Genomic DNA, 24,968 nt, shown 5'->3' with positions numbered 1-24,968 from the left:
CCGTGTCACCGAGGATCATCATGGAAGCGGACGAGGCCGTAGCCGTCGTCGGAATGTCCTGCAGGTTCCCGCAGGCAGCCGGCCCCGCCGCCTTCTGGGAGCTGCTGAGCGCGGGCGGATCGGCCGTCACCGAGGTGCCGGCCGACCGCTGGACGGTGTCCGGGACAGCGCCCGCCGGTGTCCGGCACGGTGCCTTCCTCGACGACGTCGCCCACTTCGACCCCGGCTTCTTCGGCATCTCGCCGCGCGAGGCCGCGGCGATGGACCCGCAGCAGCGGCTGATGCTGGAACTGGCCTGGGAGGGCCTTGAGGACGCCGGCATCGTGCCCGCCGCCCTCGACGGCGCCACGGTCGGCACCTTCCTCGGGGTGACCTCGCAGGACTACGCCTCGCTCTCCCGCGGCCGGCGCTCGCACCACACGCTGACCGGCACGCAGCGGGCGATGACCGCGAACCGGATCTCGCACGGCCTCGGCCTGCGCGGCCCCAGCCTGGCGGTCGACGCGGGCCAGGCGTCCTCGCTGGTCGCGGTGCACATGGCGGCGGAGAGCGTGCGCCGCGGCGAGTCCGCGCTCGCGCTGGCGGGCGGGGTGAACCTCAACCTGGTCCCCGAGACGGCCGAGAACATCGCGGAGTTCGGGGCGCTCTCGCCGGACGGCCGCTGCTACACCTTCGACGCGCGCGCCAACGGCTACGTACGCGGCGAGGGCGGCGGGCTCGTCGTGCTGAAGCCGCTGTCCCGGGCCCGCGCCGACGGGGACACGGTCTACTGCGTCATCGCGGGCAGTGCCGTCAACAACGACGGCGGCGGCGACTCGCTGACCACACCGGACCCGCGCGGCCAGGCGGCGGTGCTGCGCCTCGCGCAGGAGCGGGCGGGGGTCTCGCCCGCGGACGTGCAGTACGTGGAACTGCACGGCACCGGTACGGCCCTGGGCGACCCCATCGAGGCGAACGCCCTGGGTCGCGTCTTCGCGGGTACGGGCGACGAGACGGCCGGTCCCGCGGAGACCGTCCCCACGGGAGCCGAAACCGAGTCACGAGCGGAAACCGAGGCGCGAGCGGGTGCCGCCCCCGTCGAGGTCGGCTCGGTGAAGACCAACATCGGGCATCTGGAGGCCGCGGCGGGCATCGCGGGGCTGCTCAAGACCGCGCTCGCCGTCCACCACCGCGGTCTCCCGGCGTCCCTCAACTTCGAGACCCCCAACCCCCGCATCCCGCTGGACCGGCTGCGGCTCTCGGTCCGCCGTACTCAGGGCGCCTGGCGCAACCCCGAGGCACCTCTGGTCGCGGGCGTCAGCTCGTTCGGCATGGGCGGTACGAACTGCCACGTCGTCCTCACCGAAGCACCCGCCGAACCGGCCGCCGCCCTGCCTGCTGCCGGGCCGGAATCCCCGGCCGCCGACGCCCCTTCCGTACCCGTGCTCCTGCCGTTGTCGGGTGCGACGGCAGGGGCCCTGCGCGACCAGGCACTCCGGCTCCGCGCGCACCTGGACCACGCCGACACCGCCGACCTCGCACACGCTGCCGACTCCGGCCTCGCCGACCTCGGCCGCTCCCTCGCCACCACCAGAACCCACTTCGCCCACCGGGCCGTCGTCGTCGCCGACGACCGGGCAGCCGCGGCACGGGTGCTGGACGCACTGGCACGGGGCGAGGAGACGACCGGACTGGTCACCGGTGTCGCGCGGGCCGCGGGCAAGGTCGCGTACAGCTTCACCGGGCAGGGCGCGCAGCGTCTCGGCATGGGCCTGGAGCTGGCTGCCGCGCACCCGGTGTTCGCCCGTGCCTTCGACGCCGTCTGCACCGAGCTGGACCGGCACCTCGACCGACCGGTCCGCGAGGTGATCGGCGGGCAGGACGCCCTGCTGCTGGAGCAGACCGTCCACGCCCAGGCCGCGCTGTTCGCCGTCGAGGTGGCGCTGTTCCGGCTGTTCGAGGAGTTCGCTCCCGCGCCGGACTTCCTCATCGGCCATTCGATCGGCGAGGTGGCCGCGGCACACGTCGCCGGAGTGCTGTCCCTGCCGGACGCCGCGGCCTTCGTCGCGGCCCGCGGCCGGCTGATGCAGTCCGTGCCCGAGCCGGGCGCGATGGTGCTCCTGGAGGCATCCGAGGACGAGGTCGTCGAAGCCCTGGCACAGGCCGGTGAGGCCGCCGCGGGGATCTGCGTCGCGGCGGTCAACGGGCCTTCCGCGACCGTGGTTTCGGGCGACGAACAGGCCGTACTCGACTTCGCCGCCGGCTGGAGCGGGCGGGAGCGGCGGACCAAGCGGCTGCGCACGAGCCACGCCTTCCACTCCGCCCACATGGACTCCGTGCTGGACGAGCTGCGCCGGGTCGCGGAGGGGCTGACCTTCCACGCTCCCCGGATTCCGCTGATCTCCAACGTCACCGGACAGCAGGCCACGGACCAGGAGCTGTGCTCCGCCGAGTACTGGGTGCAGCACGTCCGCCGGACCGTCCGCTTCCTGGACGGCGTGCGCCTGCTGGAGGCCGAGGGCGTCACGACCTTCGTGGAGCTGGGCCCGGACAAGGCGCTGACCACCCTGACGGCGGAATGCCTGACCCGCCCCGGTGTCCTGGTCGGCGCGCTGCGGCGCGACCGCTCCGAGCCCCGGGCACTGGCCACGGCGCTGGCCGAACTGCACGCATCGGGCGCCGAGTTGGCCTGGGACGCGCTGCTGCGCGGCGGCCGACGGGTCGCACTGCCCACCTACGCGTTCCAGCGCCGGCCGTACTGGATCGACACGGTGGAGCCCGCCGGGGCCGAGAGCACGGCGGCCTCCCTACCCGCCCCGGCCGTCCTCGGCACCGCCGAAGCGACCTCCGCCGCGGACACGGCCGTCGCCGACATACCCGTCACCGCCTCCGGGACCGCCGAGGCCGCCTCCGGCATCGACCGGCCGCGCAACGTGCTCGCGCTGGTGCGGCAGCACGCCGCGGTCGTCCTCGGGCACGACGGGCCGAACGCGGTCGACGAGGAGCGGACGTTCAAGGACCTCGGATTCGACTCGATCACCGCGGTCGAACTCTGCGGTCGCCTGGGCACCGCCACCGGCCTCGCTCTGCCCAGCACCTCGCTCTACGACCACCCGACCCCCGCCGCGCTCGCCGCCCACCTCGACCGCCTCGCCCGGGGCGAGCACGGGCCCGAGGACGCTGCGCGGGGCGCCGGAAAGGGCGCTGCCGTCGACGGCGACGACCCGGTGGTCATCGTCGGCATGGGCTGCCGGTTCCCGGGCGGCGTGCGCTCGCCCCAGGACCTGTGGCAGGTCGTGGCCGACGGCACGGACGCCGTCTCCGGCTTCCCCACGGACCGCGGCTGGGACCTCGAAGGGCTGTTCCACCCCGGCGCCGACGAGCCGGGCACCTCGTACGTCCGGGACGGCGGGTTCCTGCACGACGCCGCCGAGTTCGACGCGGCCTTCTTCGGGATCTCGCCGCGCGAGGCCGCCGCGATGGACCCGCAGCAGCGGCTGCTGCTCGAAACCTCCTGGGAGACCCTGGAACGCGCCGGGATCGCCCCCAACTCCCTCAAGGACAGCCGCACGGGCGTGTTCGTCGGCGCGTCGGCGTCCGGGTACGCGGTGGGCGCCGGAGAGTCGGCCGAGGGCTACCGGCTGACCGGCACCGCGGCGAGCGTCGCCTCGGGCCGGGTGTCGTACACGCTGGGCCTTGAGGGCCCCGCCGTGACGGTGGACACCGCGTGCTCCTCGTCGCTGGTGGCCCTGCACCTGGCGGTGCGGGCACTGCGGTCGGGCGAGTGCACGCTGGCGCTGGCCGGTGGCGTGAGCGTGATGGCCACCCCCGACATGTTCGTCGAGTTCTCCCGCCAGCGCGGCCTGTCCGAGGACGGCCGGTGCAAGGCGTTCGCCGCTGCCGCCGACGGCACGGGCTGGGCCGAGGGCGTCGGCATGCTCCTCGTCGAGCGCCTCTCCGATGCCGTACGCAACGGCCACCAGATCCTGGCCGTCGTACGCGGCTCCGCCGTGAACCAGGACGGCGCCTCCAACGGCCTCACCGCTCCCAATGGCCCCTCCCAACAGCGCGTCATCCAGGACGCGTTGGCCGCTGCCGGTCTCTCGACCGCCGACGTCGACGCGGTGGAGGCGCACGGTACGGGCACGAAGCTCGGCGACCCGATCGAGGCACAGGCGCTGCTCGCCACGTACGGCCAGGACCGGGAACACCCGCTGTTCCTGGGTTCCTTGAAGTCCAACATCGGCCACACCCAGGCCGCCGCGGGCGTTGCCGGCGTCATCAAGATGGTCCTCGCCATGCAGCACGGCGTGCTGCCGCAGACCCTGCACGTCGACGAGCCCACCCCGCACGTCGACTGGACGGCGGGTGCGGTCGAACTGCTCACCGAGCAGACCGACTGGCCGGAGACCGGCGGTCCACGGCGTGCGGGTGTGTCGTCGTTCGGCGTGAGCGGCACCAACGCCCACGTCATCGTGGAACAGGCCCCGGACGCGCCCGGATCCGAGCCGGAAAGCCCGGAGGCCGCAGCGCCGGTAGCACTCCCGTGGGTCCTCTCGGGCCACGGCGAGGCCGGTCTCAGGGCACAGGCGGAACGGCTGCGCTCCTACGTCACCGGCACCCGGGACACCACAGGCACCCCGGCCCGGTCCGCCGCCCAGGTCGGCTGGTCGCTGGCATCAACACGGGCCGTGCTCTCGCACCGCGCGGTAGTCGTGGGCTCCGACCAAGACGCGCTCGTACGAGGACTGGACGCGCTCGCGAACGGGGAGTCGGACCCGGCCGTCGTGCGGGGCAGCGCGGTTTCCGGCGATGTCGTCTTCGTGTTCCCGGGGCAGGGTTCGCAGTGGGTCGGCATGGCGAGTGAACTCCTCGCCACGTCCGAGGTGTTCGCCGCCCGGATGCGCGACTGCGCGGACGCGCTGGACGGGTTCGTGGACTGGTCGCTCCTCGACGTACTGGACGACAAGGACGCCCTGCTCCGGGTGGATGTGGTCCAGCCGGTGCTGTGGGCGGTCATGGTGTCGCTGGCGGAGCTGTGGCACTCGTACGGGGTGACCCCCGCCGCGGTGGTCGGGCACTCCCAGGGCGAGATCGCCGCCGCCTGCGTCGCAGGCGGGCTGAGCCTGGAGGACGGAGCACGTATCTCCGCTCTGCGCAGCAAGGCACTCCTCGCCCTTTCGGGCCGGGGCGGCATGGTCTCCGTACCCGTCCCCGCCGATCAACTCCGTGACCGGGAAGGCCTCTCGATCGCGGCCGTCAACGGCCCCGCATCCACCGTCGTCTCCGGCGACAACGACGTACTCGACGCCGTCCTCGCGGACTTCCCGCAGGCCAAGCGCATCCCCGTCGACTACGCCTCCCACTCCGCCCACGTCGAGGAAATCAAGGCCGAACTGGCCGAAGCACTCGCGCCCGTCGCCCCCCGGACCGGTGAGGTGCCCTTCCACTCCACCGTCACCGGCCAACTCACCGACACCGCAGAGCTGGACGCCGCCTACTGGTACGAGAACCTCCGCCACACCGTCCAGTTCCAGGACACCATCGAGGCGCTCCTCCACACCGGACACACCGTCTTCGTCGAGGCCAGCCCCCACCCCGTCCTCACCATCGGCATCCAGGACACCGCCGACACCCACGACACGGACATCCTCGCCACCGGCACCCTCCGCCGCGACCACGGCACCGTCGAGCAGTTCCTTCTCTCCCTCGCGCGTCTGCACGTATGCGGTGTGCGCGTCGACTGGCGGTCGGTCTTCGGTGAGGTGCGGCAGGTGGAGCTGCCCACGTACGCCTTCCAGCGGGAGCGGTTCTGGCTGGAGCCGTCCGGTGTGGACGCGGTGGACTCCCGGTTCTGGGACGCCGTGGAGCGCGAGGACCTGGAGTCGCTGGCGGCGACGCTGCGGATCGACGGTGCGTCGCTGGGCGAGGTCGTGCCCGCGCTGTCCGCGTGGCGCGGCCGGCGCCGTGAGCGGTCCGCCGTGGACTCCTGGCGTTATCGCATCGGCTGGCAGCCGCTGTCGGGGCTCGGTTCCGGGGTTCCCGACGGTACTTGGCTGGCGGTGGTCCCGGCGGGGGACGAGTGGTCGGCCGCGTGCGGCCGGGCGCTGGCGGAGCACGGTGCGCGGATCCGTACCGTCGAGGTGCGGCCGGACGCGGCCGACCGCGTGGCGCTGGCGGAACTGCTCGCGGACGCGGCGGGGGCCGGCGAGGTCGCGGGGGTCCTCTCGTTCCTGGCCGTCGACGAGCGCGCGCACCCCGTGCATCCGGCGCTCCCCCAGGGGCTGGCGCACACGGTGGAGCTGCTGTGCGCGGTCGAGGCCGCCGGTGTCGGGGCGCCGCTCTGGTGCGTCACCCGGTCCGCGGTCGCCGTGGACTCCGCCGACCCCGCTCCGAGCCCCGCCCAGGCGGCGGTCTGGGGCTTCGGCCGGGTGGCCGGGCTCGAAAGGTCCGCGCGCTGGGGCGGTCTGATCGACCTGCCCGCGGACTGCGACGCCCCGGTGCTGCGCCGGTTCCTCGCGGCGCTGGCCGGTGCGGGCGCCGAGGACCAGATCGCGGTACGGACCTCGGGGGCGCTGGGCAGGCGGCTGGAGGCCGCGGTGCCTTCGGGTCCGACGGACTCCTGGCGTCCGCGCGGCACGGTGCTGGTCACGGGTGGCACGGGTGCGCTGGGCGGGCACGTGGCGAAGTGGCTCGCCGGGGCAGGTGCGCAGCACCTCGTCCTGCTCGGCCGGCGCGGGCCCGACGCGCCGGGTGCCGCGGAGCTCGCGGCCGAACTGACCGTTCTGGGTGCCCGGGTGACCCTGACGGCGTGCGACGTGACCGACCGCGCCGCCCTCGCGGACGTGCTCGGCTCGCTGCCGGAGCCGCCGACGGCCGTGGTGCACCTGGCGGGTGCCGTGCAGTTCGGCACTCCGGTGGAGGCCGGTCCCGACACGTACGCGGACGCGTTCCGCGCCAAGGTGACCGGTGCGGCCCACCTGGACGAGCTGCTGGGTGACGCGCCCCTGGACGCGTTCGTCCTGTTCTCGTCGGGCTCGGCGGTCTGGGGCGGTACGGGGCAGGCGGGCTATGCCGCCGCGAACGCCTACCTGGACGCCCTGGCCCAGCAGCGCAGGGTGCGCGGCCTGGCGGCCACTTCCGTGGCGTGGGGTGCGTGGGGCGGCAGCCTGGACGGTGCGGACGAGGAGCGGCTGCGGCGGGGCGGTCTGCGGCCGATGCGGCCCGAACTCGCGGTGGCCGAGATCGGCCGGGCGGGCGGTTCGGGCGAGCCGTGCCCGACCGTCGCGGACATCGACTGGGAGACGTTCGCCCCGGCGTTCACCGCTGTCCGTACGAGCCCGCTGATCGGCGATCTGCCCGCCGTGCGCGAGGCGCTGGCGTCGGAGCGCGGGGAGGCGCCCGGTGACCGTGCCGGGCTGCGCGCCCGGCTGGCCCCGCTGCCCGCCGCCGAGCAGGAGAGGGTGCTGACGGACCTGGTGCGCGAGCACGCCGCCGCCCTGCTGGGGCACCGCGATCCGTCGGCGGTGGTGGCGACGGCGCCGTTCCGCGAGCTGGGCTTCGACTCGCTGACCGCGGTGGAGCTGCGTACCCGGCTGAACGCGGCCACCGGTCTGCGGCTGCCGTCCACCCTGCTGTTCGACCACCCGACCTGCCGGGCGCTCGGCACGCTGCTGCGCACCGAACTGCTGGGCCCCGACGCGTCGGGGGCTGAGGCCGGGGCGGACGCGGCTGCGGCCCCGTACGCCTCCGACGAGCCTCTCGCCATCGTCGCGATGAGCTGTCGGTTCCCCGGGGGCATCAGCTCCCCGGAGGACCTCTGGCGGCTGGTCGGGGAGGGCGGGGAGGCCCTGTCCGCGTTCCCCGACGACCGCGGCTGGGCCACGGAGGGGCTGTACGACCCGGACCCGGACCGGCCGGGCACGTCGTATGTGCGCTCCGGCGGCTTCCTGCACGACGCGGCGGAGTTCGACCCGGGCTTCTTCGGGATCTCGCCGCGCGAAGCCCTGGCGATGGACCCGCAGCAGCGTTTGCTGCTGCAGTCCGCCTGGGAGGTGTTCGAGCGTGCCAGGATCGCGCCGGACTCGGTTGGTGCCAGCAGTACCGGTGTCTTCATCGGCGGCTGGGGGCAGGGCTACCCGTCGGACTCCGACGAGGGTTACGCGCTGACGGGTTCCGCGACCAGTGTGATGTCGGGTCGTATCGCCTATGCGCTGGGGCTGCACGGCCCCGCGCTCACCGTGGACGCGGCGTGTTCGTCGTCGCTGGTGGCGCTGCACCTGGCGTGCGAGTCGCTGCGCAGGGGCGAGTGCTCGATGGCGCTGGCGGGCGGGGTCACCGTGATGGCGACGCCGGCCACGTTCGTGGAGTTCTCGCGTCAGCGGGGGCTCGCGGCGGACGGCCGCTGCAAGTCGTTCGCCGCGGGCGCGGACGGTACGGGCTGGGGCGAGGGCGTCGGCATGCTCCTCGTCGAGCGCCTCTCCGACGCGGAGCGCAACGGCCACCAGGTCCTTGCCGTCGTGCGGGGCTCCGCCGTCAACCAGGACGGCGCCTCCAACGGTCTCACCGCCCCCAACGGCCCCTCCCAGCAGCGCGTCATCCAGGCCGCGCTGGCTTCCGCCGGGCTGACGTCCGCCGAGGTGGACGCGGTGGAGGCGCACGGCACGGGGACCACGCTGGGCGACCCGATCGAGGCGCAGGCACTCCTCGCCACGTACGGCCAGAACCGCGAAAAGCCCCTCCTGCTCGGCTCGGTGAAGTCCAACATCGGCCACACCCAGGCCGCCGCCGGTGTCGCCGGCGTCATCAAGATGGTCCTCGCCATGCAGCACGGCGTGCTGCCGCAGACCCTGCACGTGGACGAGCCGACACCCGAGGTGGACTGGTCGGCGGGCGCGGTGGAGCTGCTGACCGAACGTACGGAGTGGCCGGAGGCCGGGCGACCGCGTCGGGCAGGTGTGTCCGCGTTCGGCGTGAGCGGCACCAACGCCCACGTCGTACTGGAGCAGGCCCCGCCGACGGCCGTCCCCGGGCCGGAGGCCGACGCCGCGGGCGTGTCCGGGACGTCGCCGGTGGTGCCCTGGGTGGTGTCGGGCGACAGCGAGGCGGGGCTGCACGCACAGATCGAGCGCCTGCACTCCTTCGTGACGGAGCACCCGCAGCTGTCCCCCGCCGACATCGGCCGGTCGTTGGCCTCGACGCGGGCGAGGCTGTCGCACCGCGCGGTCGTCGTGGGTTCGTCGCGGGAGGAGCTGCTGCGCGGGCTGGACGGGCTGGGGGCCGCGCAGGCTGCGGAGCCGGGGCGCGGTGTGGTCTTCGTGTTCCCGGGCCAGGGTTCGCAGTGGGTCGGCATGGCGAGTGAACTCCTCGCCACGTCCGAGGTGTTCGCCGCCCGGATGCGCGACTGCGCGGACGCGCTGGACGCGTTCGTGGACTGGTCGCTCCTCGACGTGCTGGACGACAAGGACGCCCTGCTCCGGGTGGATGTGGTCCAGCCGGTGCTGTGGGCGGTCATGGTGTCGCTGGCGGAGCTGTGGCGTTCGTACGGGGTGACCCCCGCCGCGGTGGTCGGGCACTCCCAGGGCGAGATCGCCGCCGCCTGCGTCGCGGGCGGCCTCAGCCTGGAAGACGGAGCACGCATCTCCGCCCTCCGCAGCAAGGCACTCCTCGCCCTCTCCGGACACGGCGGCATGGTCTCCGTACCCCTCCCGGCCGATCAACTCCGCGACCGCGACGGACTCTCCATCGCGGCTGTCAACGGACCCGCCTCCACGGTCGTCTCCGGGAGCAACGAGGTCCTCGACGCGGTCCTCGCGGAGTTCCCGCAGGCCAAGCGCATCCCCGTCGACTACGCCTCCCACTCCTCGCACGTGGAGCAGATCAAGGACGAGCTGGCACAGGCGTTGGCGACGGTGCGGCCCCGCACCGGGAACGTGCCGTTCTACTCCACCGTCACGGGTCGGCTGACGGACACCGCCGATCTCGACGCGGCCTACTGGTACACCAACCTGCGCGAAACCGTCCGCTTCCAGGACACCGTCACCGCCCTGCTCGACCACGGGCACAGCGTCTTCGTCGAGTCGAGCCCGCACCCCGTCCTCACCATCGGCGTCCAGGGCACCGCCGACACCCACGGCACGGACATCCTGGCCACCGGCACCCTCCGCCGAGACCTGGGCGGGCCGCGTCAGTTCCTCGCGTCGCTGTCCCTGCTGCACGTGCGGGGGGTCGAGGTGGACTGGGCGGCGGCGTTCGCCGGGCTCGGGGCGCGGATCGTGGATCTGCCGACGTACGTCTTCAAGCGCGAGCGCTTCTGGGCGGAGCGGCCCCGGCAGGCGGCCGGGTCCGCCCGCCTGGACCACCCGGTGCTGAGCGCGGAGGTGCCGCTGCCGGACTCCGGCGGTGGTGTGCTGACCGGTGTGCTGGGTGTGGCGGGTCAGCCGTGGCTGGCCGACCACTCGGTGTCGGGCGCGACGGTCTTCCCCGGTACGGGCTTCGTGGAACTGGCGTTGCAGGCGGGCCTGCGGTTCGGCTGCCACCTGGTGGAGGAACTGACGCTGGAGGGGCCCCTGGTGCTGCCGGAGCGGGGCGACGTCGAGGTGCAGACCTCGGTGTCGGGGGCCGACGAGGAGGGACGCCGTGCGGTGTCCGTCCACGCGCGGCGCGACGGCGGTGCCTGGGTGCGGCACGCGACGGGTTCCCTGCGCGGTGCCGGCGACCCGCCGCCCGCCGCACGGGAGTGGCCGCCGGCGGGTGCCGTACGGGTGGACACGGACGACGTGTACGAGGCGCTGGCGCGGCGCGGATACGCCTACGGCCCGGTGTTCCGGGGCCTGCGTGCCGCCTGGCGGCGCGGCGCCGAGCTGTTCGTCGAGGTGGCGGTGGGCCAGGAGGCCCAGAACGACGCCGAACGGTGTGCCGTACACCCGGCCCTGCTCGACGCGGCGCTGCACGGCGTCGGGCTGGGCGGACTCCTCCCGGACGACGACCGGACGTATCTGCCGTTCTCCTGGACCGGTGTGGCCGTGCACGGTGTCGGTGCGTCGTCCCTGCGGGTGGCGTTGTCCCCGGCGGGCAACGACGCGCTGTCGCTGGCGGTGCACGACGGCTCGGGCGAGCCGGTGCTGTCCGTGGACTCGCTGGTGCTCCGTCCGGTCTCGGCCCGTCAGCTCGCCGACGCCCGGGGCGTCGTGGCCGACTCGCTGTTCCGGGTGGAGTGGACGGAGCGTGCGCTCGGCACGTGGGACGGTCCGCCTCCCGCCGAATTCGCTGCGCTCGTGCCCGGCGGGGCGGTGCCGGAGTGGGTGCGGGCCGACGGCACGGATGCGGTCGCGGCGCTGGACGTCGTACAGCGCTGGCTGTCCGAGCCCCGGTACGCCGTCGCACGGCTGGCCGTCGTCACCCGGCGTGCGGTGGCGGCCTCGGCCGGGGAGGACGTCGCGGATCTCGACGCCGCCGCCGTGTGGGGGCTCGTGCGGTCCGCGCAGACGGAGCACCCGGACCGGTTCCTGCTCGTCGACCTCGAAGCGGCGGGCCAAGACGCGGTGCTGCCCGACCTGGCGGCGGCTGCCGCCGCGGGCGAGTCGCAGGTCGCGGTGCGCGGCGGACGGGTGCTGGTGCCCCGGCTGGTCGCGGCACCGCGCGGCACCGGCCCCGAGCTCGCGGAAGGCACCGCGCTGGTGACCGGCGGCACCGGAACGCTCGGTGCTCTCGTCGCCAGGCACCTCGTCACCGCCCACGGCGTACGGGACCTGGTGCTGGTCAGCCGCCGCGGTGGTGCCGCCCCCGGCGCGTCCCTCCTGACCGAGGAACTCCGGGCGCTCGGCGCCCTCGTCCGCGTCGAGGCGTGCGACGTGGCGGACCGGGACGCCGTGGCGGACCTGATCGCCTCCGTTCCCGGGCTGCGCACCGTCGTGCACACCGCGGGCGTGCTCGACGACGGCACCGTGACCGCACTGGACGCCGCCCGGCTGCACCACGTGCTGGCCCCCAAGGCGCTCGCCGCCCGGCACCTCCACGAACTCACCCGGGAGCACGACCTCGCCGCCTTCGTCCTCTTCTCGTCCGCCGCGGGCATCCTCGGCAACGCGGGGCAGGCCGGGTACGCCGCCGCCAACGTGTACCTCGACGCCCTCGCCGCGCACCGGCGGGCCGCCGGTCTGCCCGCGACCTCCGTCGCCTGGGGCTTCTGGGAGCAGCGCAGCGAGCTGACCGGCAACCTCAACGAGGTGCAGCTGGCCCGGATCTCCCGTGCGGTCGGTACGAGTCTCAGCGACCGGGACGGACTGGAGCTGTTCGACGCCGCGCTGGCCTCCGGCGAGGCGATGGTGCTGGCCGACCCGCTGAACCTGCCCGCCCTGCGCGAGCAGGCGGCCACCGGGGTCCTGCCCCCCGTGCTGCGCGCCCTGGTGCCCGCGCCCGTCCGCCGGTCCGCCGCGGGCACCGGCACCGCGTCCGGGCTGCGGCACCACCTGGCGGGCCGGCCGGAAGCGGAACAGCGCGGTCATGTCCTGGAACTGGTGCGGGAGCACATCGCGGCCGTGCTCGGCCACTCGTCGGCGGCGTCCGTCGAGCCGTCGCGGACCTTCCAGGAGATCGGCTTCGACTCGCTGACCGCCGTGGAACTGCGCAACCGGATCGCTGCGGCAACCGGCGTACGGCTGCCGGCCACCGCCGTCTTCGACCACCCGACGCCCGCCGTGCTCGCGGAGTTCGTGCGCGGGCAGGCGCTGGGCACGGACGCGGCACCGGCGGTGGTCGCGGGCCCGACGGCCGCCCCCGACGACGATCCCGTCGTGATCGTCGGCATGAGCTGCCGCTACCCCGGCGGCATCGACTCCCCCGAGGACCTGTGGCGGTTCGTCGACTCCGCATCCGACGCGGTGTCGGTGCTGCCGACCGACCGCGGCTGGGACCTGGCGGGCCTGCACGGCGCCCAGGGCGGTACGGGTACCTCGTCCACGCACAGCGGCGGTTTCCTCTACGACGCGGCCGAGTTCGACGCCGGGTTCTTCGGGATCTCCCCGCGCGAGGCCGCCGCGATGGACCCGCAGCAGCGGCTGCTCCTCGAAGCATCCTGGGAGGCGCTGGAGCGGGCCGGCATCGCCCCGGACTCGCTGAAGGGCAGCAGGACCGGTGTCTTCACCGGTGTGATGTACCACGACTACGCCTCCTGGCTGCGCGAGGTTCCCGAGGAGGCCGAGGGCTACCTGGGCACGGGCACCGCGGGCAGTGTCGCGTCGGGCCGGGTGTCGTACACGCTGGGCCTGGAGGGGCCCGCGCTGACGGTGGACACGGCGTGCTCGTCGTCGCTGGTGGCGCTGCACCTGGCGGTGCAGGCGCTGCGGCGCGGCGAGTGCTCGATGGCGCTGGCGGGCGGGGTGACCGTGCTGGCGACGCCGCAGATGTTCGTGGAGTTCTCCCGGCAGGGCGGTCTCGCCCCTGACGGCCGGTGCAAGTCGTTCGCGGACGCGGCGGACGGCACGGGCTGGAGCGAGGGCGTGGGCATGCTCGTCGTGGAGCGGCTGTCGGACGCCGTACGCAACGGGCACGAGGTCCTCGCGGTCGTACGCGGTTCCGCCGTCAACCAGGACGGTGCCTCCAACGGACTCACCGCCCCCAACGGTCCTTCCCAACAGCGCGTCATCCGCGAGGCGCTGGCCTCGGGCGGGCTGTCGCCGCAGGACGTCCACGCGGTGGAGGCGCACGGTACGGGCACGAAGCTGGGCGACCCGATCGAGGCGCAGGCGATCCTCGCGGCGTACGGGCAGGACCGCGAACACCCCCTGCTGCTGGGCTCGGTGAAGTCCAACATCGGCCATACCCAGGCCGCCGCGGGCGTGGCCGGGGTCATCAAGATGGTCATGGCGATGCGCCACGGCGTCCTGCCGCGGACCCTGCACGTCGACGAGCCGTCGCAGCATGTCGACTGGGCGTCCGGCGCGGTCGAACTGCTCACCGAGCCGGCCGACTGGCCGAAGACCGGTGGGCCGCGACGTGCGGGAGTGTCCTCGTTCGGCGCGAGCGGCACCAACGCCCACGTCGTACTGGAACAGGCACCGGCGGAGGCCGCCGAGGCCCACGAGGAGACTCGCAGTGAACTGCCTTCGATTCCCTGGGTGTTGACCGCCGAGGGAGAGACGGCACTGCGGGCGCAGGCGCAACGCCTCAAGGCCTTCGTGCAGGCCGATCCGGAGCTGGATCCGGCGGATGTCGGCTGGTCGCTGCTCTCGACCCGGGCGGTTCTGTCGCACCGTGCGGTGGTCGTGGGCAAGGACCGCGACGAGCTGCTCCAGGGGCTGGACTCGCTGGTTCCGGGGACGGCCGTGTCGGGTGGGCTGGGCGTCCTGTTCACCGGCCAGGGCTCGCAGCGGCTCGGTATGGGCCGCGAACTGCACGCCGCCTATCCGGTGTTCGCAGAGGCATGGGACGAGGTGTGTGCCGCACTCGACGCACACCTCGACCGGCCGCTCACCGAGGTCGTGTGGGGCGAGGACGCGGACCTGCTGCGGGAGACCGTCTACGCACAGGCTGGTCTCTTCGCACTCGAAGTGGCGCTGTACCGACTCGTGTCGTCGTGGGGCGTCACCCCCGGCCACCTCCTCGGCCACTCCATCGGCGAACTCTCCGCCGCACACGTAGCCGGAGTCTGGTCACTGGCCGACGCAGCAAAGATCGTCACCGCGCGCGGACGGCTCATGCAGGCCCTCCCGGCAGGCGGAGCCATGGCCTCCGTCAACGCACCCGAAACCGACGTCACCCCGCTGCTCGACGACCGTGTCACCCTGGCCGCCGTCAACGGACCCTCCTCGGTCGTGATCTCCGGCGACGAAGACGCCGTCGAAGCCGTCGTCGACGTACTGAACGCCCAGGGCGTGAAGACCCGTCGGCTGCACGTCAGCCACGCCTTCCACTCGCACCGCATGGACGCCATGCTCGACGACTTCACCGCCGTCCTGCGCACCGTGGAATTCCAGGCGCCCACCCTGCCCATCGTCTCCAACGTCACGGGTGAGGTGGCGGGACCAGAGCTGTGCACCCCTGACTACTGGGTGCGGCACATCCGCGAGACCGTACGGTTCGCCGACGGGCTCGACACCCTGCGCGCCTCCGGCACCGCGACCTTCCTCGAACTCGGCCCCGACGGCTCCCTCACCTCGCTGACCTCCGACGACGGCATCCCCGCACTCCGGCACTCCCGCCCGGAGGCGGCCACTCTGACGGCCGCGCTGGGCAGCCTCTTCGTACGTGGTACCGCCGTGGACTGGAGCAAGGTGTTCTCCGGGGCCCGGCGGGTGGCCCTGCCCACGTACGCCTTCCAGCGCGAGCGCCACTGGCTTGAGGCGCCCGCCGGTGCGGAGTCCGCAACCAGCGCCGTCGACGCCGCGTTCTGGGAGGCCGTCGAGCGGGGGGATCTGAGTGCCCTCGGCATCGACGCCGACCAGCCGCTCCACCAGGTGCTGCCGGCCCTGTCGTCGTGGCGGCGCGCCCGCCAGGAACAGTCGGTGGTCGACTCCTGGCGCTACCGCCTCACCTGGGCACCCGTCACCGGCATGTCCGCCGCGACGGAGCCGTCCGGCACCTGGCTGCTCGTGGCCGAGCCCGGCGCCCGGAGCGAGGACACGGCCACGGTCACCGCCGCGCTGCGTACCGCCGGAGCCGACGTACAGGTCACCACGGTCGACGAACTGGCCGGTGACGGCTCCGTGGCCGGAGTGGTCTCCCTGCTGCCGGTGACGGAGACGGTCGCGCTCGTCCAGGCCCTCGCCACGGCCGACGTCGACGCACCGCTGTGGTGCGTCACGCGCTGCGCGGTCTCCGTGTCCGGTGACGACGACACCGCGGTCGACCCCGAGCAGACCGGGGTCTGGGGTCTCGGCCGTGTCATCGCCCTCGAACTCCCCGACCGCTGGGGCGGGTTGGTCGACCTGCCCGCGCTGCCGGACGAGCGTGTCGAAGGGCTGCTGGGGCGCGTCCTCGCGGGCTCGACCGGCGAGGACCAGGTCGCGCTCCGCGCCTCCGGCGCGTGGGGCTGCCGTCTGACCCGGGCCACTCCGGTGCCGGACCAGACCGACGCTCCCGAGTTCGCGGGGAGTGCGCTGGTAACCGGTGGTACGGGAGCGCTGGGCGGCCATGTCGCCCGCTGGCTCGCCACCACCGGCACCACCCACCTCATCCTCACCAGCCGACGCGGCCCCGACGCACCCGGCGCAGACGAACTCGCCACCGAACTCGAAGCACTCGGTGTACAGGTCACCCTTGCCGCCTGCGACGTCGCCGACCGCGACGCCCTCGCCGCGCTCCTCGGCACGATCCCCGACCTGCGCACGGTCGTCCACGCGGCGGGCACCCTGGACGACGGCGTCCTCGAATCGCTCACCCCCGGGCGCATCCACCACGTCCTGAACGCCAAGGCCCACAGCGCACACCACCTCCACCACCTCACCCGCCACCTCGACCTCGACCACTTCGTCCTCTTCTCCTCCGCCGCGGGCACCCTCGGCAACCCCGGCCAGGCCAGTTACGCCGCCGCCAACGCCACCCTCGACGGACTCGCCCACCACCGCCGCGCCCAAGGGCTCCCCGCCACCTCCATCGCCTGGGGCGCCTGGGCAGGACCCGGCATGGGCACCGGGCAGCAGCTGCTGCCCGGGATGGATCCGGCGCAGGCGGTCGGCGCGATGGGGGCGGCGCTCGCGGCGGGCGAGACCACGGTGATGGTCGCCGACGTGGAGTGGGCGGACTTCGCGTCCCGGTTCACCGGGCTGAGCGGCGGGCCGCTGCTGCGCGGGCTGCTGGGCGACCTGCCCGTGGCAGCGGCACCGGCCGAGGCAGCCGGGGCGGCGGACGAACTCGCCGCCCGGCTGCGGTCGATGCCGCAGGCAGAGCGGGACCGGACGGTGCTGGAACTGGTCCGTGCGCAGGTGGCGGCCGTGCTCGGCCATGCGAAGTTCTCGGCGGTGGACCCGGCGCGCCGGTTCCAGGAGATCGGGTTCGATTCGCTGGCCGCCGTACAGCTGCGCAACCGGATCGGTGCGGCCACCGGCGTACGGCTCCCCGCCTCGGTCGTCTTCGACCATCCGACCCCGGCGGCGCTCGCCGCGCACGTCCTCGACCGGCTGGCCGGGGACGGGCAACCGCCTCCCGTGCTCGCCGAGCTGGCCCGGCTGGAGGCGGCGCTCGCCGCGCTGCCGGCCGGCGACGAGGCCGGTACGGAAGTCGCGGCGCGGCTCCAGAACCTGCTGTCCCAGTGGACGGCGCCCGGCAGCGAGGACGTCGACCTGGAAGTCGACTCCGCCTCCGACGACGAAATATTCGATCTCATCGGCAAGGAATTCGGTATCTCGTGACTTCTTCGCAGAACACCAATTCACCGTCGAATGAGTTCAGTTCCACCTCGAAAGGGCAGTCCGCGATGTCGAACGAAGAGAAGCTGCGTCATTTCCTGAAGGAGATGACGAAGGATCTGCGGCAGACGCGCCAGCGCCTCCAGGAGGTGGAGGCCAAGAACCACGAGCCGATCGCCATCGTGGGTATGACCTGCCGTTTCCCCGGTGGGATCAGCTCTCCTGAGGCGCTCTGGGAGTTCGTTTCGGCGGGCGGCGACGCGGTGACGGACTTCCCCGGCGACCGCGACTGGGACTTGGAGGGCCTCTTCGACGGGACGGGCGGCTCCGGTACGTCCGTCACCCGGTTCGGCGGATTCCTCCACGACATCGCGGAGTTCGACGCGGGCCTGTTCGGCATTTCGCCGCGCGAGGCCGTCGCGATGGACCCGCAGCAGCGGCTGCTGCTGGAGACCGCCTGGGAGGTGTTCGAGCGGGCCGGCATTTCGGCGGAGTCCGCCAAGGGCAGCGCTACGGGTGTGTTCATCGGCACCAACGGCCAGGACTACGCCACGCTCCTGAGCGCGGCGCGCGACGAGGTGCAGGGGCACCTCGGCACCGGCAGCGCGGCAAGTGTGATCTCCGGCCGGGTGGCGTACACCTTCGGTCTGGAGGGCCCGACGGCCACCGTGGACACGGCCTGCTCGTCCTCCCTGGTCGCCCTGCACCTGGCGGTGCAGGCGCTGCGCAACGGCGAGTGCTCGCTCGCGCTCGCGGGCGGCGTCACGATCATGACCACGCCCAGCACGTTCGTCGAGCTGTCGGCGCAGGGCGGGCTGGCCGTCGACGGGCGTTCCAAGGCGTTCTCCGCGGACGCCGACGGCACGGGCTGGGGCGAGGGCGTCGGCATGCTCCTCGTCGAGCGGCTGTCGGACGCGGAGCGCCACGGTCACCCGGTGCTGGCCGTGGTGCGGGGCTCCGCCGTGAACCAGGACGGTGCCTCCAACGGGCTGACCGCGCCGCACGGCCCGTCCCAGCGACGGGTCATCAACGCCGCCCTGGCCAATGCCCGGCTCTCCGCGTCGGACATCGACGCCGTCGAGGCGCACGGTACGGGGACGAAGCTGGGCGACCCGATCGAGGCGCAGGCGCTGCTGGACACCTACGGGCAGGACCGGGACCGGCCGCTGTGGCTCGCCTCGGTGAAGTCGAACCTCGGGCACACCCAGGCCGCGGCCGGTGTGGCCGGTGTGATCAAGATGGTCATGGCGATGCGCCACGGCGTGCTGCCGCGGACCCTGCACGTGGACGAGCCGACTCCGCACGTCGACTGGTCGGCCGGGGCCGTGCGGGTGCTGACCGAGGACACGTCGTGGCCCGGGGGCGACAGGCCGAGGCGGGCGGGTGTGTCCGCGTTCGGTGTCAGCGGCACCAACGCCCATGTGATCGTGGAGCAGCCCGGGTTCACGGACGGACCGGCGGACACGACCGGCGTGACGCAGGCACCGTCCGGCGTGACGCAGGCACCGTCCGGCGTGACGGAGGCGCCGGCGGCCACCCGTGCGGCCGGGGCCGGGGCCGGGCTGCCCGGTTCCGTACCGTCGGCGGTGCCGTGGGTGCTGTCGGGTCACGGTGAGGCCGCGCTGCGGGCGCAGGCCGCGCGCCTGGTGGCCGAGGTGGGCACGTTGGACCCCGTCGACGTGGGTCTTTCGCTGGCCACGACGCGCTCCGCGCTGTCGCACCGCGCGGTGGTGACCGGTGCCGGGCGGGACGAACTGCTGGCCGGTCTGTCGGCCCTGGCGTCCGGTGAGCCGTCCGCGCAGGTCGTCGAGGGCGTGGCGGGTGCCGACACCGGGGTGGTGTTCGTCTTCCCCGGTCAGGGCACCCAGTGGGCGGGCATGGCCGTCGAACTGCTGGAGACCTCGCCGGTGTTCGCCCGGCGGTTCGCGGAGTGCGCGGCCGTGCTGGAGACGTACGTCGACTGGTCGGTCGCGGACGTGGTGCGCGGGGTGCCCGGGGCGCCGTCGCCGGACCTCATCGAGGTGCTGCAGCCGGTGCTGTTCACCGTGATGCTGTCGCTGGCCGAGCTGTGGGCGTCGCACGGGGTGCGGCCCGCGGCCGTGGTGGGGCACTCGCAGGGCGAGATCGCGGCGGCCTGTGTGGCCGGGGCGCTGTCGCTGGAGGACGCGGCGAAGGTCGTGGTGCTGCGCAGCAGGCTCTTCGCCGAGAAGCTGGTCGGCCGGGGTGCCATCGCTTCGGTCGCGCTGCCCGCCGCCGAGCTGGCGGTGCGGCTCGAAGCGTGGGGCGAGCGGCTGACGGTGGCCGGTGTCAACGGGCCCGCGGCCTCGACGGTCGCCGGTGATCCCGAGGGGCTGGCGGAGTTCGTCGAGGCGTGCGTGCGGGACGGGGTGCGGGCCCGGGTCGTGCCCGCGACGGTGGCCTCGCACTGTGCGCAGGTCGAGCCGCTGCGCGAGGAGCTGCTGGAGCTGCTGGCGGACGTCGCGCCGCGCCGCGCGGACGTGCCGTTCTACTCCACGGTGACGGGCGGGCTGCTGGACACGTCCGGGCTGGACGCGGAGTACTGGTTCCGCAACGCCCGGATGCCGATCGACTTCGTGGGTGCGCTGCGGTCGATGTTCGCCGACGGGTACCGGGTGTTCGTGGAGTCCAGCTCCCACCCGGCGCTGGCCTCGGGTGTCCAGGACACCGCCGAGGCGGCCGGTGAGCAGGTGGTGGTGACCGGTTCGCTGCGCCGCGACGAGGGCGGGCTCGCCCGGTTCCACTCCTCGCTCGCACGACTCCACGTGTCCGGGACACGGGTCGACTGGCGGCCCGCGTTCCCCGGTGGCGGCCGGGTGGAGCTGCCGACGTACGCGTTCCAGCGGGAGCGTTTCTGGCTGACTCCGGCGGCGGGCCGGGGCGACGCGTCCTCGCTGGGCCTGGGTGCGGTGGACCACCCGCTGCTGGGTGCGACGGTGACGCTGCCCGCATCCGGCGGCTGTGTGCTGACGGGCCGGCTGTCGCAGGCGACCCACCGCTGGCTCGGCGACCACGCGCTGTCCGGTGTCGTGCTGCTGCCGGGGACGGGTTTCGTCGAGCTGAGCCTTCAGGCGGGGCTGCGGTTCGGCTGCGACGTGGTGGAGGAACTGACGCTGGAGGGGCCGCTGGTGCTCCCGGAGCGGGGTGCCGTCGAGGTCCAGGTGTCGGTCGGCGACGCGGACGGGGCGGGGCGCCGCCCGGTGTCGGTGTACTCGTGCCGGGAGGGCGAGTGGGTACGGCACGCGAACGGTACCCTCGGCACCGGTGCACGGCAGCAGGAGCACGCTCCGCAGGCGTGGCCGCCGGCCGGTGCGGAGCGGGTGGACGCGGGCGGCCTCTACCCCTCGCTCGCCGAGCGCGGCTACGCCTACGGCCCGGTGTTCCAGGGTCTGCGCGCCGCCTGGCGGCACGGTGACGAGGTGTTCGCCGAGATCGTCGTGCCGCAGGAGGCGCTGGGCGACGCGGCCCGCTGCGCGGTGCACCCGGCGCTGCTGGACGCCGCGCTGCACGGCATCCGGTTCGGGGACTTCGTCTCCGACGACCGGCTGGCGTACGTGCCGTTCGCCTGGAGCGGCGTCTCGCTGACGGCGGTGGGCGCGACGACCCTGCGGGTGGTGCTGTCCCCCGCCGGGCCGGACACCGTCGCCCTGCGGGCCACGGACACCACCGGCGCACCCGTGCTGTCGGTACGCGCGCTGGCGCTGCGGCCCGTCACGGCGGCGCAGTTGCACGACGCCCGTGGGGGCGCTGCCGCGTCGCTGTACGGGGTGGAGTGGTCGGAGCGCGACTTCGGTGTGCAGGACGCTTCGGCGCTGGGTGCCCTCGACGCGCTCGCGGCGGAGGGGGACGTACCGGAGTGGGTCCGGGTCGACGCGGTGGAGAGCGCCGGAGTGCTGGACGCCGTGCGGCGCTGGCTTGCCGACGCGCGGTGCGCCGACGCGCGGCTGGTCGTCGTGACCCGTGGTGCGGTGGCCGCCGTGCCCGGTGCGGACGTGCCGGACCCCGACGGCGGCGCGGTCTGGGGGCTCGTCAGGTCCGCTCAGTCGGAGCACCCCGGCCGGTTCGTGCTGGTGGACGTCGACGACGCGGACGCCGCACTGCCTGCCCTCGACGCGGCGACCGCGGCCGGTGAGTCCCAGCTGGCGGTACGGGGCGGCCGGGTGCTGGTGCCGCGCCTGGTGAAGGCCCGCCGCACCGAAGCTCCCGCCCTGGACGGCGGCAGCGCCCTGGTGACCGGCGGCACCGGAACGCTCGGCGCGCTCGTCGCCCGGCATCTCGTCACCGCCCATCACGTACGGGACCTGGTCCTGGTGAGCCGTCGGGGCGAAGCCGCCCCCGGCGCGTCCGAGCTGGCCGCCGAACTGGCGGCGTTCGGCGCCCGGGTGCGGACGGTGGCCTGCGACGTGGCGGACCGTGCCGCCGTCGCGGAGCTGATCGCCTCCGTTCCCGGGCTGCGCACCGTCGTCCACACGGCGGGGGTGCTCGACGACGGGGTGGTCACCGCGCTCGACGGCGCACGGCTGGCCGGCGTCATGGCGCCCAAGGCGGCCGGTGCCCTGCACCTCCACGAGGCGACGCGGGACCTCGACCTCGCCGCGTTCGTGCTGTTCTCCTCCGCCGCGGGCGTCCTGGGCAACGCGGGCCAGGCGGGGTACGCCGCCGCCAACGTGTACCTGGACACCCTCGCCGCCCGGCGCCGCGCCCGGGGGCTGCCCGCGACCTCCGTCGCGTGGGGCTTCTGGGAGGAGCGCAGCGAGCTGACCCGGCGCCTCACGGACGACGACCTGGCCCGCGCGCACGCGCTGCCGATGTCCACCGCGCAGGCGCTGGAGCTGTTCGACGCGGCGCTGTCCGCCGACGAGGCGATGGTGCTGGCCGCCCCGCTGAACCCGAGCGCCTGGGCCGACGCGCAGCACGTCCCGCCGGTGCTGCGCGACCTGGTCCGTACGCCGATCCGCCGTGCGGCGGGCCCCGCCGCGGCCGTGGACGGTGCGACGACCACCGCGCTGGGCCGCCGGCTGGCCGAGGTGCCGCCCGCCGAACGGCAGGACGTGGTGCTGGATCTCGTACGCCATCACGTCGCCGCGGTGCTCCGGCACGCGACGGCGGACACGGTGGACGCGTCGCGCACGTTCCAGGAGGTCGGCTTCGACTCGCTGACCGCCGTCGAGCTGCGCAACCGGATCAGTGCGGCCACCGGTGTGCGGCTGCCCGCCACCGCCGTCTTCGACCACCCCACGCCGCGCGTGCTGGCCGGGCACCTGCTCGCCGAGGTGCTCGGTGCGGACGAGGCGCCGGCCGGGCCCGCGCCGCGCGCCCAGGTCGCCGACGACCCGATCGTGATCGTCGGCATGAGCTGCCGCTACCCCGGCGGGATCGCGTCGCCCGAGCAGCTGTGGGACCTGGTCCGGTCCGGCGGGGACGCCGTCTCCGGCCTGCCGGACAACCGCGGCTGGGACCTGGGCGCCCTCTACGACCCGGACCCGGACACCACGGGCACGTCGTACGCCCGTGACGGCGGCTTCCTGCACGACGCCGCCGAGTTCGACGCCGGGTTCTTCGGGATCTCGCCACGCGAGGCCGCGGCGATGGACCCGCAGCAGCGGCTGCTCCTGGAGACGTCCTGGGAGGCGTTCGAACGCGCGGGCATCCCCGTCGGCTCGGTCAAGGGCGAGCGGATCGGTGTGTACACCGGCGTGATGCACCACGACTACCTCACCCGGCTGGCGAACCCGCCCGAGGGCGTCGAGGGCTACCTCGGCACGGGTGCCGCGGCGAGCGTGGCGTCGGGCCGCGTGGCCTACACGTTCGGCCTCGAAGGCCCCGCGGTGACGGTGGACACGGCGTGCTCGTCGTCGCTGGTGGCGCTGCACCTGGCGGTGCAGGCGCTGCGTCTGGGCGAGTGCGACCTGGCGCTGGCCGGCGGTGCGACCGTGATGGCGACGCCGACCGTGTTCGTGGAGTTCTCCCGCCAGCGCGGTCTGTCCCGGGACGGCCGCTGCAAGGCGTTCGCGGGCGCGGCCGACGGCACGGGCTTCGCCGAGGGCGTCGGCATGCTCCTCGTCGAGCGCCTCTCGGACGCCGTGCGCAACGGCCACGACGTCCTCGCGGTCGTCCGCGGCTCCGCCGTCAACCAGGACGGCGCCTCCAACGGCCTCACCGCCCCCAACGGCCCCTCCCAGCAGCGCGTCATCCGCGCCGCCCTGGCGACGGCGGGCCTGTCCCCCGCCGACGTCGACGCGGTCGAGGCGCACGGCACCGGCACCACCCTGGGCGACCCGATCGAGGCGCAGGCGATCCTGGCCACCTACGGCCAGGACCGGGACGCGGACCGCCCGCTGCTGCTGGGCTCGGTGAAGTCCAACATCGGTCACGCACAGGCCGCTTCCGGTGTCGCCGGTGTCATCAAGATGGTCATGGCGATGCGCCACGGCGTGCTGCCGCAGACCCTGCACGTGGACGAGCCGACCCCGCACGTCGACTGGACGGCCGGGGCCGTGGAACTGCTCACCGAGCACACCGACTGGCCGGGCACCGACCGCCCGCGCAGGGCCGGCGTGTCGTCGTTCGGTGTGAGCGGCACCAACGCCCACGTGGTCCTCGAACAGGCACCGCTGCCCGTGCACACGGCGGAGGAGCCGGCCGCCGCCGGGCCCGGCACCGTACTGCCGTGGGTGGTCACCGCCCGCGACGACCGTTCCCTGCGCGCGCAGGCCGACCGGCTGTACGCCTGGGAGAGCGCGGGCGACGGACAACGGCAGGTGCGGGACGTGGCGTTCTCCCTGCTGAACGACCGGACGGCCCTGGAGCGCCGCGCCGTCGTACTCGGCTCGGAGTCCGCCGAACTGCTGGCCGGGCTGTCGGCCCTGGCGCAGGACGAACCCGCCCCGGGCCTCGTCACGGGAACGGTCCTGCCCGGCTCCCGCAAGGTGGCCTTCGTGTTCCCGGGCCAGGGATCCCAGTGGACCGGCATGGCCACCGAACTCCTCGCCACCTCAGACGTGTTCACGACGCGCATGCAGGAGTGTGCCGACGCGCTGAACCCGTTCGTGGACTGGTCCCTCTTCGACGTCCTCGACGACGAAGAGGCCCTGCTCCGGGTGGACGTCGTCCAGCCGGTCCTGTGGGCCGTCATGGTCTCCCTCGCCGAGCTGTGGCGCTCCTACGGAGTCGAACCGGCCGCCGTCGTCGGGCACTCCCAGGGCGAGATCGCCGCAGCCTGCGTCGCGGGCGGCCTCAGTCTGGAGGACGGCGCCCGCGTCGTCGCCCTGCGCAGCAAGGCACTCCTCGCCCTCTCCGGACGCGGCGGCATGGTCTCCGTACCCCTCCCCGCCGATCAACTCCGCGACCGCGACGGACTCTCCATCGCCGCCGTCAACGGACCCGCCTCCACCGTCGTCTCCGGCGACAACGACGTCCTCGAAGCGCTCCTCGCCGAAATCCCGCAGGCCAAGCGCATCCCCGTCGACTACGCCTCCCACTCCCCCCAGCTCGAAGAAATCAAGGACGAGCTGACAGCAGCACTCACACCCATCACCCCCCGCACCGGACACATCCCCTTCTACTCCACCGTCACCGGCCAACTCACCGACACCGCCCACCTCGACGCCGCCTACTGGTACCGCA

Annotated in this window: 2 protein-coding genes (1 of these 2 only partly in view); both read left to right on the top strand. The window is 74.1% G+C overall.

Features of this window, described 5'->3' with window-relative positions:
* The first annotated feature begins 20 nt into the window (after positions 1 to 20).
* Positions 21 to 17,327, top strand: coding sequence for a type I polyketide synthase (locus ACFYVL_RS38650; RefSeq protein WP_389253774.1), 17,307 nt, complete (start codon positions 21 to 23; stop codon positions 17,325 to 17,327).
* Positions 17,328 to 17,392: 65 nt separating this feature from the next.
* A protein-coding gene (locus tag ACFYVL_RS38645; protein ID WP_389253639.1) for a type I polyketide synthase crosses the window boundary here: on the top strand, positions 17,393 to 24,968 show its beginning. 14,012 nt of this gene lie beyond the right edge of the window; 7,576 of the gene's 21,588 nt are visible here — the first part of the coding sequence; it begins with the start codon at positions 17,393 to 17,395; its stop codon lies beyond the right edge, outside the window.

This window comes from Streptomyces sp. NPDC004111, assembly GCF_042874215.1.
Taxonomy (GTDB): Bacteria; Actinomycetota; Actinomycetes; order Streptomycetales; family Streptomycetaceae; genus Streptomyces.
This window is presented reverse-complemented; position numbering and strand designations above follow the sequence as displayed.